Here is a 14,649-nt window from a genome sequence, read left to right on the forward strand (position 1 = left end):
ACCACGCATGAATGACATCGAAAGGACGTGAAGGACATGCAGGAAATCATTGACCACTTCGACGCTCAGTCCATCGATGCCGAATATGGTTATGTCCAGATCGCTGTGGCTCCTGTCATGGGAACCCCCGCAACGACGGCCACGACCGCCATCACCGCAACCACCGCAACCCTGGGTGGATAGTCGAAATTAATTCCTCGCTTCTCGGCGCCCCAACGCAGGTCTGAAGGAATGATATATCCATTGCTATTGGTTCGCGTATCACCACGAGCCGATTCCTGTTGTGGACGCTGAAGCGACAAAGACCGACCCGAGCGAGGATAATGCTTAACATAACACTTTCTCGGGCTACACACTTGAAATTATATTTCTCAAATCAGTCCACTGCCTGACCATTCCAAATAGCCGATTCTCCCCCGGTGGCAACCCCACCGGGGGATCTTTCACCCCCAACCAGAAAAGAATATATTGATTCGACCAAGTGTGATCCTAAAAACTATTTTCACTCCGCCTCACATTACTCGGAATCAGGCCATCGGAGCATCCGAAAGAATATCTGCGGCTACCGCCTTGATATCGTCCCTTGAATATCTTCGCCTCACTACAGAGACGAAGCCAGGCGGTCTCCACGAATGGAAGATTATGCGCGAGTACCACGCGCACTCCTCCCCGCTTGTGTGTAAGTTAATTGACGTCCTGAGTTCTCAAACTGGAACCACAGCTCTCCACGTATCCAGAGTTGTAGTCAGTACCGCACTGCTGTTGCCGGGCAACTCCCGACTACGGGGGGTCGGTAGCTCCTACCTTGCCGTCACTGGAGCCGTCGCCTATACCAGACACCGTTACGGAACCGACGGATCAGACCAAGTCGCAGTACTCGTGCAGTCAGGGAATGCTGTGGCACGCCTATCCGACTCCCATCGAGTCAAGGACGCCGCCATCTGGCACACCGCACTACAGGCCAACCTCTCCTACGTCGTGTCCGGTTGGTACAAGCTACTCGGACGCCAGTGGCGGCAGGGAACTGCTCTCCGTGAGATCATGCGCACCCGGACCTACGGTCACGAAGGGGCGTTCCGAGTAGCCGAACGCTATCCGAGCCCAGCGAAGGCTCTCGTCCACAGCGTCATGGGACTGGAATCCCTGTTCCCCGTCGTTTACTGCGCTCGCGGCCGGCTCGTCCGCCCGATACTCGCTTCCTTGCTGATCTTTCACGCAGCCAACGCCTACCTCATGGGTTTGGGCCGCTTCCTCACCGCGTTCGCCTCGATGCACCCTCACGTGGCATATACAGCCGGACCTAAACACCCTGCGGCTCCCGACCGGGACGATACCCCAGTGACGGCGGTCGCCCTCGCTGCGGCAGGGATTGCCGCATGGGCTGGTGTCCGGGCTCTTCGGCGCCGTATCTATGTCTTGCGTGGCGCGAAGGGCACCCAGTGGCACACCATGCCCAACGGAGACGTCATTGCTTACCGATTCGACCCCGGCTGTGAAACAGAGCCGGTTCTCGTGTTCTGCAACAGTCTTGCCGCCACATCGGAGCACTTCTCCTGGATCGCAACAACAGTACAATCACATCGCCCTTGCGGGGTGCTTCGCTATGATCGTGCAGGCTACGGCGCCAGTCGGCAAACCGACCACACCCCACGCGGCCTGAACGCCGCGGTACGTGAACTATGCGATCTGGTTGGGGCCACGGTCAACCGGGACCGACACATCGTCCTCGTTGGCCATTCTCTCGGCGGGGATATCGCCCGCCGTGCCGCCTCCTCACTGGGAAACCGAGTCGCTGGGGTCGTCTACCTCGACCCTTCGCATCCGGGGCAGCTCGACCGATCCGAGCGGCAACGGGCAAGCTCCGCAGGATTCGCCGACATCCTCACCACGATGGCGTGGTCCACCCGCCTTGGCCTCGGAGTACTCATGTCCCGAGAGAACTGGATTGAGGATCTGCCATCGCACACTCGGGAGCGTGCGTTCGCCGAATACGCTGACTCTCGCCTGTGGACTGCCGCACGCCGAGAGTGGGCTTCGATTCTCGACGAATACCGCGAATTCGATTCAACCCTGCCACCGGTTCGCTCACCCGCACTATTGGTGACCGCAAGCAAAACTGCTGATACTGACCCCGAGCAAGTAGTGCTGCACAACGAAATCGCTGAGGCGCACCGTACCGGCGGAGCTCACGCGGAAACCACTGTTCTACACGACACAGATCACGATTCACTTATGACAAACGGCACTAACGCGACCCAGGTTGGAGCACTGATCATGGAGTTCGTGCGCATCCATGCATCTGGGGCCAAGGCGTCCTTCGGGAAAGAGGCAGGAGACTAGGCGATGACGACCATGAGCAACGCCTACGCTGTCGTGCGGCGCGCCTGCACCGGTCCAGGCACCCTCACCCGAGCTGCGGCCACCGTCATGATCCTGGCAACCGTGGCGACACAGCACCATCTCAGCTCATTTAATCGGATCCAACGCAAGGATCTTTTTTTCCTTATTCCAAACTGGAGATTCTTCGCACCGAATCCTGGTGTCTACGATTTTCATATCATCTACCGCGTACGGAACGATGGACAAATCTCCGGCTGGAGAGGGATCGACATGATCGCCAATCGCCGATCCCTTCATACCTTGTGGCACCCTAAGCGTCGTCGAGAGAAGGCTGTTTTCGACATCGCCAACGGAGTTGCACTCGTACTTGACAAAGGGTTCGATGTCATCACTCGCACCCCTGACTATCGACTACTCTCGAACTTCGTGGCCGCAACCGTCCGCGCTGACGACATTAATGGGAATATAGAAGGGTATCAATTTGCGCTTGCGCGGTCAGCCGGATATGAATCGACAAAAGATCCCGAGATAGTCATGGTCGCACCGTATACAACACTCTCCCAATAACTAGAGGAGAAACGCACCATGAAGCAGGCGTTCAGCTTCGTTCTGATATTCGTCCTAGCCTTTGCATATGCCATCGGAATGGCACTACTCGTTCAGAACGATCTTATTCCATTCTGGGGAGCCATGGGATTCACTGCGGTTCTCTGGATCGCAATTATTGTACTCATTATTCCAAAAAAGAATACACAATGACACAAATCGACTTTGATATAGGATATGGAAGACAGTTCGCATCGTGGTATGATCGCCTGTTCCCGGACCAGGCGGAAGCGAAGCGGACGGCACGTGCGCTGGCGGGCCTCCACCCAGATCCAGACACCGGAACGCTGGAGATCGGTATCGGGACTGGGCGGATCGCTCTCCCGCTCGCCCGTATCATCGGCCCAGTGCACGGTCTCGATTCGTCACCGGAGATGGTCTCCGCGGCACAGGCAGCTTCCGCCGCGGACGGCGGACCGATCACTACCGAGCAGGCCAACATTCTCGCTTATCCGGTCAAACGCAGCTACGGCCTAGTTTACGCAGTATGTGCGACGCTCAACCAAATTCTTTTTCCGGAACAGCAGGCGGAGGCGATCCGTCGCGCCGCCGACCTGCTCACGCCCGGTGGGCGGCTGGTGATCGAGGCACACCATCGGTCAATGGTCGTCAGCATACACGGCGGAGCGCGGTTCACGACGTTCTTCACGCCCTACCCCGAACCCGGATCCGGTCTCCTGACCTGTTCGACGCTCTCTGCCGACCATACATTGTGGCAATGTTCCCAAATCTGGCACGAAGCCGACTCTTCGGCGCCGATTGGTACTGAATTCTCGCGGCTACTCGAACCTGCCGAGGTCCACGCCTACGCTGAAACCGCTGGGCTCGTTTCGGCATGCCCGGCCGCGGGGTTCTCCGACTGGAGCTTTGCGGCTACGGCGTCCGCCGCGGCGCCAGCCTTCATCACCATCCACGAGAAGCCTACGGACTGATCGTCCCTAATACCCGCACGAGTCGGCAACCTCGAGTGTGCAACCAGGTACTTTAGGTTCTTCGTTTTGGGTTTACACAAAGTAGATGTTCCTAGTTCAGTGCTCCAGTTATAGATCCGTTGTGCCTCGGAGTGCGCCCCAGTCGGTGATGGCTTTGACGGGCGGTTGTTGATCTCCTCGACGATCGCAGTCAGATACGGCTCGTGCTGGACGATGTCGGTGCCCGTGGGCACGTACTCCCGGATCATGCGGTCGGGATTCTCGTTGGTCGACCACCGACGCCATCGGGCGCTGGGCGCCCTCCCCCGCACGACAACCAACGAGGGCGGGCAGTGGGGGGCGACACGACGCGCACCCATAACCACGCACCGCCGTCGGGGCACCCGCGGGCAGGCCCCCCACCGCTGGCCGTCGTGCGGCAGACCACGGCACCCCCTCACAGGGGCACCCCCATAGCCACCGCACCCACCCCCGCTGGCCGTCGTGCGGGGGAGCGCCCTCAGGGCGCGACGCCGCCGGCGGCCAACAGAACGTGGGCGCGGTGGCCGAGGAACACATCCCGCGCCGTCGTGGTTGTGGGCTGCCGACACGGCGCGACGTCCGTAACCAACCACCCCACCCCAACACTCCCCAGGTGGCTCCGGTGCCGAATGATGACCCCACCGCACGCACCCGCGAAAACCACCGGCAACATCACACCCCGCGGCAGCCCCCGCCCAGGAGTGAACGCGCGGCTCCACGGCGAAACACGTGGAGGCCCGTACCCCCACCCCCGCCGTGGGTAGCCCGAATCACCACGGTCGCGAAACAATGCGCCATATGCGACACCCTTGGGCGTGGATCTCGGGAGCGGCGGTCGTGGCAGCCCTGGCAGTGCTGGCCGCGGGCGTGGCCCTACCGGGTTTGGAGGAGGTCTCCTGGGCCGCCGGGGTCGGCTCCTTCGCCGTGGCCGTGGTCGCGCTGGTCGTGGCGCTGCTGTCGGGGCCGCGCGACCGCCCTCCCAGCACCGCGGTTCCGGGAGGGCGCGCCCCCGAGGCGCCAGCATGGGTTGATGACGATCCGATCCCTGTCACCCGGGTCGATCCGCGCGCGCTTGGGGTACACGCGGCGCTTCCGACCACGCGCCGGGAGGGGTTGCCCTCGTATGTCCCCCGCGAGGTGGACAGTGAGCTGGACGCGGCCCTGGACGCCGCCGGCGACGGCTCTCAGTCGGCGCTGGTGTTGGTGACTGGACCCTCCACGGCGGGCAAATCCCGGTCCCTGGTTGAGGCGGTGCAACGCCGACTGCCCGAACGGATACTGGTGCATCCCCCGGAGCATGCCGACTTGACCGGTCTGCCGGAGTGGCTGCACGCCCGGAAGGACCGGGCCCCGCAGGGATGGGTTTTGTGGCTGGACGATCTGGACCGTCGACTGGGTGCCGCAGGGCTGGACCCAGCGCTGGTGGATCGCCTTGCCCGAGCCAACGTGATCGTGGCGGCCACGATCCGGCAGGACCGGTTGGAGCTGCTTCGGCCCGCTGCCACCGGGGATCCGGACACGCTCGGGACGCCGGTACTGCGGGGGCCCGCGCTGCGGGTGCACCGCGATTGGAGTGCCGCGGAACGCGATCGTGCGCGCGACTCTGGCGACGACCGGTTGATGGCCGCCGCGGACGATCTCCGTTTCGGAGTGGCCGAGTATCTCGCCGCTGGTCCCCGGCTTGAGGAAACCTGGCTGGCGGCGGCCGAGGGGAGTAACCCGCGGGGTTTCGCCGTGGTGGCTGCGGCGGTGGACCTGGAGCGTGTCGGTCTGTCCGCGCCGCTGACCCGAGACCAGATCCTGTCCGCCCACGAGGCGTACCTTCCCGGCCCGCCTCCGCTGCCGGAGCCGGTGGGCGCGGCGTGGTCGTGGGCCACCGAGGTGCGTAGCGGAACTGCTGGACTTTTGGTCCCCGCCGATCACGCGGGTACGACCTGGCGGGCCTTCGACTATCTCACCACCGACGCCCCGATCCCCGATGCCACGTGGCAGGCGGCACTCCACCTCGCCGAGGACATGGACCGTCTCGTCATCGGTGCGTCCGCCTACGTACACGACCGTGCCGATATCGCCGAACACGCCTGGCTCCCGATCGCGGCAACGGGAAACACGCGGGCCATGTTCAACCTCGGACACGTCTTCTACGCCCGGGGTGACTTCGATGGAGCGGCGGAATGGTATGGCCGCGCCGCGGCCGCAGGCGAGAGCGAGGCCATGAACTGGCTGGGCCGGTTGGAAAGCGACCAGGGACACGAGGCTGAAGCGCAGCGCTGGTATCGGCGGGCTGCCGAGGAGGGCAACACCACCGGGATGGTCATTCTCGGCCTCCAGCTGATGGAGGACGGTGACCTTGACACCGCGGCGGCATGGTGGCGTCGTGCCGCAGCGGACGGGGACGGGGACACCGCGGCCATGCGCAACCTCGGGGTGTTCCTCCAGGGGAACGGCAGGCTCGACGAAGCCGAACAGTGGCTGCGCCGCTCCACTGCCGACGGCAGCCCGCGAAGCATGCTGTCTCTCGGTCTGCTGCTGGAGGAGCGCGACCGCAGCGAGGAAGCGGAGCACTGGCTGCGTCGCGCTGCCGAACTTGACGAGGCCGGCGCCATGACCGCGCTCGGCGTACATCTGCATGATCAAGGCGCAACGGACGAGGCGGAGGCATGGCATCGCCGAGCCGCCGGGAATGGCGACGCTGTCGCCATGTTCAATCTCGGTGTCCTGCACAGCGCCCGGGGGGACACCGCCGGGGCGGCGGACTGGTGGGGCCGTGCGGCACAGCAGGGCTATGCCCCCGCCATGTTCAATCTGGGCCTGGCCTGCAAGGAGGCGAGGCAGTTCGCGGAGGCGGAGCATTGGGTCCTGCGGGTAGCTCTGGAGGGGGACACGAACGGCTGCGGCGGTCTTGGGGAGCTGCTGCACCAGCAGGGCGACACCGAGCAGGCGGCGTTCTGGTACCGGCGTGCGATCGAGGAGGGCAGCCTCCACGCGATGGTCAACCTCGGGGTCCTGCTTTCGGAACAGGGCAGGCCGGATGCGGCGGAGGCATGGTATCGGCGTGCCGCCGAGGCCGGCACCGCCCATGCCATGCGTAATCTGGCGGCGCTGTTGTATAAGCGGGGTGCGCGGGCAGAGGCCCGCCGGTGGTGGCGCCGTGCGAAGAAGGCATCCTGACAGAGTGGCGTCCAGGATCACGGGGTCACTCCCCTGGGTGCGGCACGTGTCGAGGACCTCGTGCAGGGGCCGCGGGGAGACCCCGGCGTCGGCGGCCCGGCGGTGCACGCAGCCGGCCGCGCGTAATCAGCGCAGCACCAGCACCGCCGGCCAGACGGGCTGTTGGCGCCCGCACGCGGGGTGCCGATCGTGCGATGGTGGGCGGCCCGACGGCGCGCGGAGTGCGCCCCCAGGCCGGGCGACGGTGAGCATGGCGACTCGGTGGCCAACGCATAGCCTCTGGGGATCGGAACGCGATCGTGGCAGACCTGTTCCTGCCAGGGGCTTTGCGTGTGCGTCGGCCGCTTCCGCGATGTCGACTCCGCGCCGCTATGCCGTTTTTGCCCGACTCCCCGAAGCAAACGAGGTTGAGAACGCCTCAATCCGGCCGCAACTCGAATACTTCGAACATCACGCCACTATAATCATCCGGACCAATGTCTCCATGCGGAGGCATGATATCGAGCGCACTATTTGGGGGCCAATGCTCCTCCGAGGGGTCTGTGGATCTGGTGGTGCTCCACTCGGAGGACCAGTCCATGACTTCTTGACGGGTAAACCTCCCTTCCTGGTATCCAATTTCTGCGACAGCCATTCCAAGCGAGATATTCATATACCAAGAATTATCAACAATGACATAAGAGGGGGCCTCTTCTTCGTCAACAGAAATTGGAGTGTTTAGATAATCTTCAATCCCCCCAAATCGATTCGCCCACAAGAAATTCATGTTTCCTCCGATGGCTTCGTAGGCCAAATATGTTTTATCTTTTTCATGATGCCCAATTTCAACAAATGGATTGGGGATATCATGGTCAATATTCTCATACATATTTACTATGTTGATGTCTGGCGGGGTAGTTCCGCGCCATTTTTCATACACCTCGTCTGGATAATATCCCCCTTCATTGTCATTAATTAGCGCAAATCCAACTTCCTCGCTGGAAGGGCATTCCATAGGAACGAAAGAAAAGTCGCGACCATACTCGACATCTTGGTTATAATTGATTGACCTTGAAACTTCACATCCATCAGGGAAGTCCGGATCCCAAATATCGTCTCCGTCTTCAAGTGAGCGCATGGCCAATTCGCCCTCATCAAAAGACCAGACAGCGTTGGTCGTCACACGATCAATCCTGTCGCTGGGGCTCTCCTCCGGCCACCACCAATGCTGTTTCTCCAGGACTTCCCCACTGTAGACATCCAGCAGCAGATAGTTCTCCCGTTTACCCAGTATCCCAAAATCATCATAAGTAACAGCCAGGCGTTGGAGCTCCATGGAAACTCCAGGCATCGTAGGAACATGGGAAACTTCTATTTCCTGATCAGGTAGGGTGAACCGCCACGATATGTCCATGGTGTCTGGATTGATGCTGGCCACCGTGTCACCGTTGACAAAAACAACCCCAGCGCCCGTCGCCATACTCTGGTCGACATCACCACCAGCAATATTCTCTATATTCTCCATGACCGCATGATACCCATCATGTGACATCACATTCCGACCCGCCACCACCTCCTCAATAACCTCGTGAATATACTCAGGACTATATGAACAATCAGACGAAACCAATGAAATAATTACCAATACTGCTATTGGCTTATTCAACATTCGATATACTTTCCGACATTGAACAGACATCACAAATATCATATTTTCGTGTGTGACATAGATAAATCCCTGGAAAGGGTAACTCCTATATCCAGCTGCGTGCCGAACTTCGCCTTCTGGGAACAAGCCCCGCCCCGCAGGCCTGCCGCCGCCAGGTATCGTTCGTCCTGGCCTGGTTCCGCGAGCAGCCCGCCATTGCTGGATACGGCGTCGCCTTTCCCGTCTCCCGTCCACCGCCTACCGCTACATGCACGACGGCATCGACGTCCTCATCGCCCAAGCGCCCGACTGAACCAATCCCTGCACCGCGCCCACCCCAGGGCCTGGTTCACCTGGAGCTGCACGGCACGATCCGTGTCACCGACCGCTGCCCGCGAGAAGACCATCAGCATCCAGGGCAAACAGATCGACGCCTGGTACTCGGGCACGGCCCGCGGCTTCGGCGGCAACCTACGCCATGCCTCGCCCTCGGCGACTTGCCTGCGTGTGCACCCAGACTGCCGCTCTCCTGGCCGCCCCCGATTGCCACACACCGGTACCGACATCCTCCCCCCGTTCAAGCAAAACCCACCCACGGAACCGACCCCCAACCGACAACCGCACATTCAACCGCCTACACCGCGCGCTACACTCCCTAGCCAAACGCCACATCGCCCTACCCAACGCTGGAAACCCCTGCAAGCATGCCAGCCCCAGCCACCTGGACGTCCTCATCGTTGCCTGCGGCGCACCCCCCACCTCGAACTCGGCTGGATCACCTAAACTCGCTGAGAAACTTTCACTACTCTTCCTCTCTTCCATGGTCTCGATATTTTTGGTAATATCGAACAAATGAGTCCTCACTGTCATCATCTATTTCATTTTCTTCGAAAATATCATTGTACACGTTTATTCTATCCTCTAGCCTGGCATCTGCCTCATATGAACCCAAAACTGTGGGGTCAACTCTATCTTCATCTAGCTGTTGTTCGTAAATGGAATCCACCGCATCTGAGATTTCTGACTTGTCTTCAGATATATCAGGTATATCTATTTGATCATGCCATTCCTGGGATTCGACAAAATTTACAAATTGATCTTCGGTTGCTATGCTAGCTGTTGATATAACTGCGCCCCCTCCTGCCGCCATCATAGGACCAATAACTGGAACTGCACCAAAGCCAACAGAAGCTGCTATACCTGCACCTGCATATCCACCTCTCCATTTTTGGAGTGCTTCTGCCGCGTATTCTTCTTCGTCGACCTCCCTTTCTTCCATTTCGTTGATAAATGCTTCTTGTATTATCCTTTGCATCCTTCCCGCTCGTTCGCCTGCCTCGCGAACTTCTGATCTATCTTCAGCATTCGACGCCTCGTAAAATAGGGAAATCTCCTTTTCCGCGCCTCCCGAGAAGATGTTCTGAGATATTTCTTCATTCGCCATGAACACCTGGAGAAAATCCGTCATATCATCGGAATTTACTCGTAAAGCATCTCCTTGTCGAGTACTCGAATCACCTTCTATTTCTTCAGATTCGTGATACCCTCCATGAGAAACATCCTCTATATAAGTGAAGAATATTCCTGATATATCACCGGCAATCTCGGGATTATACTCAGCAAACCCTCTTCCAGAATTATCTCCCTCCGTGTTCATACGAAGTATCCCCCCTAGTCCCGAATCTGAGAGATCACTAAGGTATTCTATGATCGATTCTGATGCCTCACGGGCACGTGTTCGGTCACTACCACTCTCACTATGCGCTGATTCCTGGATCCAGTTGGTGAGACCTGATACTGCGCCTTCATTATCCGAATTCCAGTCATATCCCCAAAGCCCTTCTAAAATTCTTTCGGGATCATTATAGTTAGGATGACTGTATGGACCATTTCCCGTGATTACTGAATGATTTGCCTCTTCATTTCTCGTAGCCACATCGAGAATACTGGCAATGTTGTCTTCATTTGTGTTTTCTCTGTCTGGCCACGCATCTCCCCAGATATCGAAATTGTCGTCACGACGCATATATTCACCCAGAACTGATGTTAGGTTGATCGAGAACTCAGTTCCCCCCGCTCTATCCACATCGGAATATGACATTAATTGGCCAAAACTATTTACGTCACGTCTCCAAAAATCAGGGAGATAGTACTCTGATCTTTCTTCCGCTCCATCTCGTGGATAATCTCCATCCAAGGGACCCAATGCGATATTCTGAATATCTTCGGGAAGATATTCGAAACCACCGCCATTATGCTCGTCAGAAAGAAGAAGTAATCCGTTAGAAAATGGAGATAGAGCATCACTCCCCAATGAACCATTGGCAATTAAATATTCAGAAAGAGAAATTGTCGGATATTCTTCCCTAGAAATTTCATCGAGGCGACCAAAGAAATCTTCTAGATATCTGATATCCTTGTTATTACTACTATAGGTGCCTCGGTGAGAACTTCCAATAGCCGCAAGTACAGCAATTCCCTCCCAGAAGTCACTGTCGGGTTCAGCACCGTCATCACCCAAGTACTCGTCCAGCTGGTCGGCGTGCTCGACTGGATCCACAGAGTCCAGGTCTATGTCAGGTACAGGAGCTTCGTCGAAACCGAGGACATTGAATGCAGCCCAGCGCAGAGGACCTTCCACTCCTGTGAGCTCCTGAAAGTTCGAATAGCTCATCCCTTCACGAAGAAGATCCCCATAGTCGTCGGCAGCATTCTCAAATTCGGAGACGTTGCGATAATTCTCCAGCCAACGATCCCTTTTCTGGTCTCCAAGATGATCGATAGCAGAAAATAACTCCTCCGTCGACATCAGTTCATATTGTGCCTCTTGTTCCCCTGCCAGAACATTGCTGGTCGACTTTATTACCGAATTAACATTATCCTCCCATTCATCAATGATTCTTCGCCGTTCTGTTTTAAATGACTCAACCGCATCTGCCCATTTTTTGGTCACTCCGTAGCAGTAGATGAGACTCGCAGCCGCATCCATCCATTTCTGTTCTGTGATCGCGCCGCGATCCTGAATCGGAAATCGTATTGGATCGGTGAAGTTGCTGGCTGAAGCGTTGAAGGCCTCAATCGTTGTGGACGCCTCACCTAGGATTTCCAGAGCAAGGTTGAACATCTCGTCAGCGTTTTCGCGCAGGGCGGCTTCATCCGAGTCAGTGTCATCGACTTCCAAGGTAAGATGAGACGCACCTAGCTCACCAACAACTTTTAGATTGGCGTTGTAGAGCTTCTCTTCGTATTCATCCACAGAATCTCCTATTAATTTAAATATAAATCATAGCCACATCCACTATCTCTGATTATTGACCCCTTGATACTCCTCCGCTGAGGAGTCATCCGCCAGGGTTAGCTCAACAACTCCATTTCTAATATTGTCAACCAAATTTTGACTTTCTGTTTCGACTGTAGTGACATAGCTCATGTATTCTCCTTCGAACATGTGATATCCAAAGTTCACGGGAGCTGACATTACTCCCTTAGTGGCAGATCTAACTCCCTCCATGATGTCCTCAAATCTCGTTTTCAGATTGCTCATCGACTCCAGGTGACCGATCACCTGTTCTGTATCCTCCCACGCTTCTGCTCGATTTCCGCCATACCCTTCCTCACTCATAGCTCATCCCCTTAACCTGAGTTCAGTCTTAGAAACCGCCAGGAGGATAGCAGTCCACACGTCTACCGTGAGAACGGGGAGCCATGAAACGTGATGTGAGGATATCCACCCCGCATTTGTTGATCTTGCGGTATGCGATTGTAGAGTCCGCTCCACCAACCCCTCACTGAACGATCGGTTGGATCATGCTGGGAGTGGTATCGGTAGTTCCGAGGGGATTCACTGCGGTCAGCGATGACTTCGAGAGCCGTACCCACCACCTCGGAACATGGGTCCTTCACTTGGAGAGACCTGTTCGAAAGCTTCGATCACGCTCGCACCATGCGTGTCTGGCCCTCGCCTTGCCCGTATCACTCGATCCCCTGCCAATGTGTGGTCTCGGGACTTCCTTAAGTGATCGTTCTCAGGACACGGTTGACTGTTGCGCGCCATGCTTGTCCCTGGAGAGGTCGTGTCTGGGGATGTGGGGCGGGCATGGATCAGCAGACCGTGGCGGAATACCGCTACCGGGCGGTGTGTGAGGTTCTGGGTGGATCGACGATCGGAAGGTTGCAGCGCGACGGGACCTCGCGCCAATCGCTGCCCGCCGGATCCCTGCGCGCCCAACGCAAGGTCCACGCCAGCGGCCGGATCTCGGTCGCCAACCAGTACATCAAGCTCGGTCCCCGCCACCGCGGCACGCTGGTCACCGTCGTCGTCGAGGACACCCACCTACGGGTCCTGCACGGGGAAGAAGAGATCGCCGTGCGCCCCCGCAAGAACCCCACCCCCGTCACACGCCTCTACGTCAAAGGCATGGGAACCCAGGAAAAACGTCAAGCATCACCCGTCGACAAACCGTCAAGGTTCTCCTGAGACCACATACCCGCACAGATGCGGATTTGGAGACCTGGAGTACTCCAGTTGTAGATCCGGTTTGTCGTGGTTCTCGGGCGGCCTGTCTGCGGTAATGGCACTGGCGGGCGATGGCTTGATGCGGGCGTCTGAACCGTAACCAGCCCAGCACGTGCTCGGTATCGGTCTCTTGGGCGAACACAGCGTTGAGCAGATGGACGATCTCATTGCAGGTCAACGCGATCAAAGCATTCGAAGGCGGGTTCTGTCTGCGGCCCTCGGCGGCCATGGCCGCCACAAACGCATAGGCCAGCATCGAAAACAGGCTCCACCGCTGCCAGGAAGTCCATGTCCTGACCTGGTGCTCATCCAACTCGGCCAAGTCCTTGCCTTGCTGGAAGCCTTCCTCGACCGCCCACCGGCGCCCGGCAACAGCCACCAAACGTTGAAGAGGCACCGCCTGGGATGCGTAACACCGATAGAAGGCCAGCTCACCGCTGGTGCGGTTGCGGCGTATCAACACCCACCGCCCCCTCGGGACCGGGCTCGGCCTCGATGAGGGCCCACTCGAAGAAGCGCTGGCCTTTGGCCCCGCTACCGCCCGAACGCTTCTGCCACGCCTGGTGAGGCAGGGGCTCCGCCAGCTCACCGACAGTGACCGACCGGCGGGATAGCAGGATACGCTCGGTGTGCGGCACGGTCATCACGTAACCGACCCGCTGTTGCTCCAGGGCCTGGCGCAGAGGGAAATTTTGGCCGTAGACCTCATCAGGGGTCACCCCCGTCGCTGGGGTACCGTTGGCCTCGGCGGCGGTGATCATCGGCTGGGTGCGTTCGGGTTTGGTTGCGACGTCCACGTGGTCGGGGCCCCGGCCGCGTGGAGGCGCTGGGGCTCCTCGGTCCAGGCCCGGGGCAGGTCGAGGCGGTGGTCGATCAGGGCGTGGCCGGCGCCGGTGGCGTAGGCGAGGTAGACCGCGACCAGAGCGTTCTCGATGCGGCCGGCGGTTCCGGTGTACTGGCGTTGGACACCGACGGTTGTGGTGTCCTTCTTCAGGTCGCCGGTTCGTCCACGACCAGGACCGCATCCTGTTCTCCCAGGTAGGTGCGGGCGTAGGTGTGTAGGTCGACGATCAGGTCTTCTTCGTCCACCCTGGCGCGTGCCAGCAGGTGTTGGAAGCGGTAGGGGCTGGTGTGACCGGCGTGTCCGGCCAGGGTCCAGCAGTTCTTACGCGCCAGCGGGGCGGGCCAGCCTGGGGGAGATCGTGTGGATCAGGTCGTTCAGCCGGTGTGGCCAGCGTCGGGCCGCTACGCTGAGTTCAGCGGCCACCGCCGGGGTCTTCGTTGTCTTCACAACCACCGATGATCACGCGGTGGCCGTCTGCGTGTCCGGTGAACCCCTAGATCAGCGGCTTGCCGTGCTGCCATCTCAGACAAACGGCTCCAGATCAGAGCAAACCAGATCTACAACTGGAATACTACGCCACTGCCTTTCATGC

10 protein-coding genes and 2 pseudogenes are annotated in these 14,649 nt (G+C 58.7%); 7 read left to right on the forward strand and 5 right to left on the reverse strand.

Features of this window, described 5'->3' with window-relative positions; translation table 11 throughout:
• Positions 1 to 36: 36 nt before the first annotated feature.
• The 5 genes from RIF23_RS18450 to RIF23_RS18470 all read left to right on the forward strand — a co-directional run bounded on the left by RIF23_RS18450 (position 37) and on the right by RIF23_RS18470 (position 3,878).
• The gene (locus RIF23_RS18450) at positions 37 to 183 is read left to right on the forward strand and encodes a hypothetical protein (protein ID WP_310913850.1); all 147 of its coding nucleotides are present in this window, start codon (positions 37 to 39) and stop codon (positions 181 to 183) included.
• Positions 184 to 897: 714 nt separating this feature from the next.
• Complete coding sequence (locus RIF23_RS18455) at positions 898 to 2,340, forward strand: alpha/beta fold hydrolase (protein ID WP_310913851.1); 1,443 nt, start codon at positions 898 to 900, stop codon at positions 2,338 to 2,340.
• 3 nt (positions 2,341 to 2,343) lie between these two features.
• Entirely contained in the window at positions 2,344 to 2,907 is a 564-nt protein-coding gene (locus RIF23_RS18460; RefSeq protein ID WP_310913852.1) for a hypothetical protein, read from the forward strand.
• A gap of 18 nt (positions 2,908 to 2,925) precedes the next feature.
• On the forward strand, positions 2,926 to 3,099 hold the full coding sequence (locus RIF23_RS18465; protein ID WP_310913853.1) for a hypothetical protein: 174 nt from the start codon (positions 2,926 to 2,928) through the stop codon (positions 3,097 to 3,099).
• Positions 3,096 to 3,878, forward strand: a complete 783-nt coding sequence (locus RIF23_RS18470) for a class I SAM-dependent methyltransferase (RefSeq protein WP_310913854.1) — start codon at positions 3,096 to 3,098, stop codon at positions 3,876 to 3,878. Before RIF23_RS18465 ends, RIF23_RS18470 begins: the two co-directional genes overlap by 4 nt.
• A gap of 158 nt (positions 3,879 to 4,036) precedes the next feature.
• Here the strand turns inward: RIF23_RS18470 and RIF23_RS20920 are convergent.
• Positions 4,037 to 4,150 (reverse strand): annotated as a pseudogene (locus tag RIF23_RS20920) (IS30 family transposase); the annotation flags it as partial.
• Positions 4,151 to 4,736: 586 nt separating this feature from the next.
• On the opposite strand from RIF23_RS20920, the gene RIF23_RS18475 reads away from it, so the two are divergent.
• On the forward strand, positions 4,737 to 7,070 hold the full coding sequence (locus RIF23_RS18475) for a tetratricopeptide repeat protein (protein WP_310913855.1): 2,334 nt from the start codon (positions 4,737 to 4,739) through the stop codon (positions 7,068 to 7,070).
• A 418-nt stretch (positions 7,071 to 7,488) separates the two neighbouring features.
• Here RIF23_RS18475 and RIF23_RS18480 read toward each other — a convergent pair whose 3' ends face one another.
• From RIF23_RS18480 to RIF23_RS18490, 3 genes are all read right to left on the reverse strand, one after another.
• On the reverse strand, positions 7,489 to 8,718 hold the full coding sequence (locus RIF23_RS18480) for a hypothetical protein (protein ID WP_310913856.1): 1,230 nt from the start codon (positions 8,716 to 8,718) through the stop codon (positions 7,489 to 7,491).
• 781 nt (positions 8,719 to 9,499) lie between these two features.
• On the reverse strand, positions 9,500 to 11,953 hold the full coding sequence (locus RIF23_RS18485; RefSeq protein WP_310913857.1) for a TPR repeat region-containing protein: 2,454 nt from the start codon (positions 11,951 to 11,953) through the stop codon (positions 9,500 to 9,502).
• A 42-nt stretch (positions 11,954 to 11,995) separates the two neighbouring features.
• The gene (locus RIF23_RS18490; RefSeq protein WP_310913858.1) at positions 11,996 to 12,319 is read right to left on the reverse strand and encodes a hypothetical protein; all 324 of its coding nucleotides are present in this window, start codon (positions 12,317 to 12,319) and stop codon (positions 11,996 to 11,998) included.
• 474 nt (positions 12,320 to 12,793) lie between these two features.
• On the opposite strand from RIF23_RS18490, the gene RIF23_RS18495 reads away from it, so the two are divergent.
• The gene (locus RIF23_RS18495; protein ID WP_310913859.1) at positions 12,794 to 13,174 is read left to right on the forward strand and encodes a hypothetical protein; all 381 of its coding nucleotides are present in this window, start codon (positions 12,794 to 12,796) and stop codon (positions 13,172 to 13,174) included.
• 67 nt (positions 13,175 to 13,241) lie between these two features.
• Here the strand turns inward: RIF23_RS18495 and RIF23_RS20925 are convergent.
• Positions 13,242 to 14,480, reverse strand: a pseudogene (locus tag RIF23_RS20925) (IS701 family transposase); the annotation flags it as partial.
• Positions 14,481 to 14,649: the final 169 nt, after the last annotated feature.

Source organism: Lipingzhangella rawalii, from assembly GCF_031628175.1.
Taxonomy (GTDB): domain Bacteria; phylum Actinomycetota; class Actinomycetes; order Streptosporangiales; family Streptosporangiaceae; genus Lipingzhangella_A; species Lipingzhangella_A rawalii.

Bases quoted from the DNA above. Each gene is read 5' to 3' on its own strand.
- RIF23_RS18450 (WP_310913850.1), top strand. From the start codon at position 37: ATGCAGGAAATCATTGACCACTTCGACGCTCAGTCCATCGATGCCGAA.
- RIF23_RS18460 (WP_310913852.1), top strand. From the start codon at position 2,344: ATGACGACCATGAGCAACGCCTACGCTGTCGTGCGGCGCGCCTGCACC.
- RIF23_RS18465 (WP_310913853.1), top strand. From the start codon at position 2,926: ATGAAGCAGGCGTTCAGCTTCGTTCTGATATTCGTCCTAGCCTTTGCA.
- RIF23_RS18470 (WP_310913854.1), top strand. From the start codon at position 3,096: ATGACACAAATCGACTTTGATATAGGATATGGAAGACAGTTCGCATCG.
- RIF23_RS18480 (WP_310913856.1), bottom strand. From the start codon at position 8,718: ATGTTGAATAAGCCAATAGCAGTATTGGTAATTATTTCATTGGTTTCG.
- RIF23_RS18490 (WP_310913858.1), bottom strand. From the start codon at position 12,319: ATGAGTGAGGAAGGGTATGGCGGAAATCGAGCAGAAGCGTGGGAGGAT.
- RIF23_RS18495 (WP_310913859.1), top strand. From the start codon at position 12,794: ATGGATCAGCAGACCGTGGCGGAATACCGCTACCGGGCGGTGTGTGAG.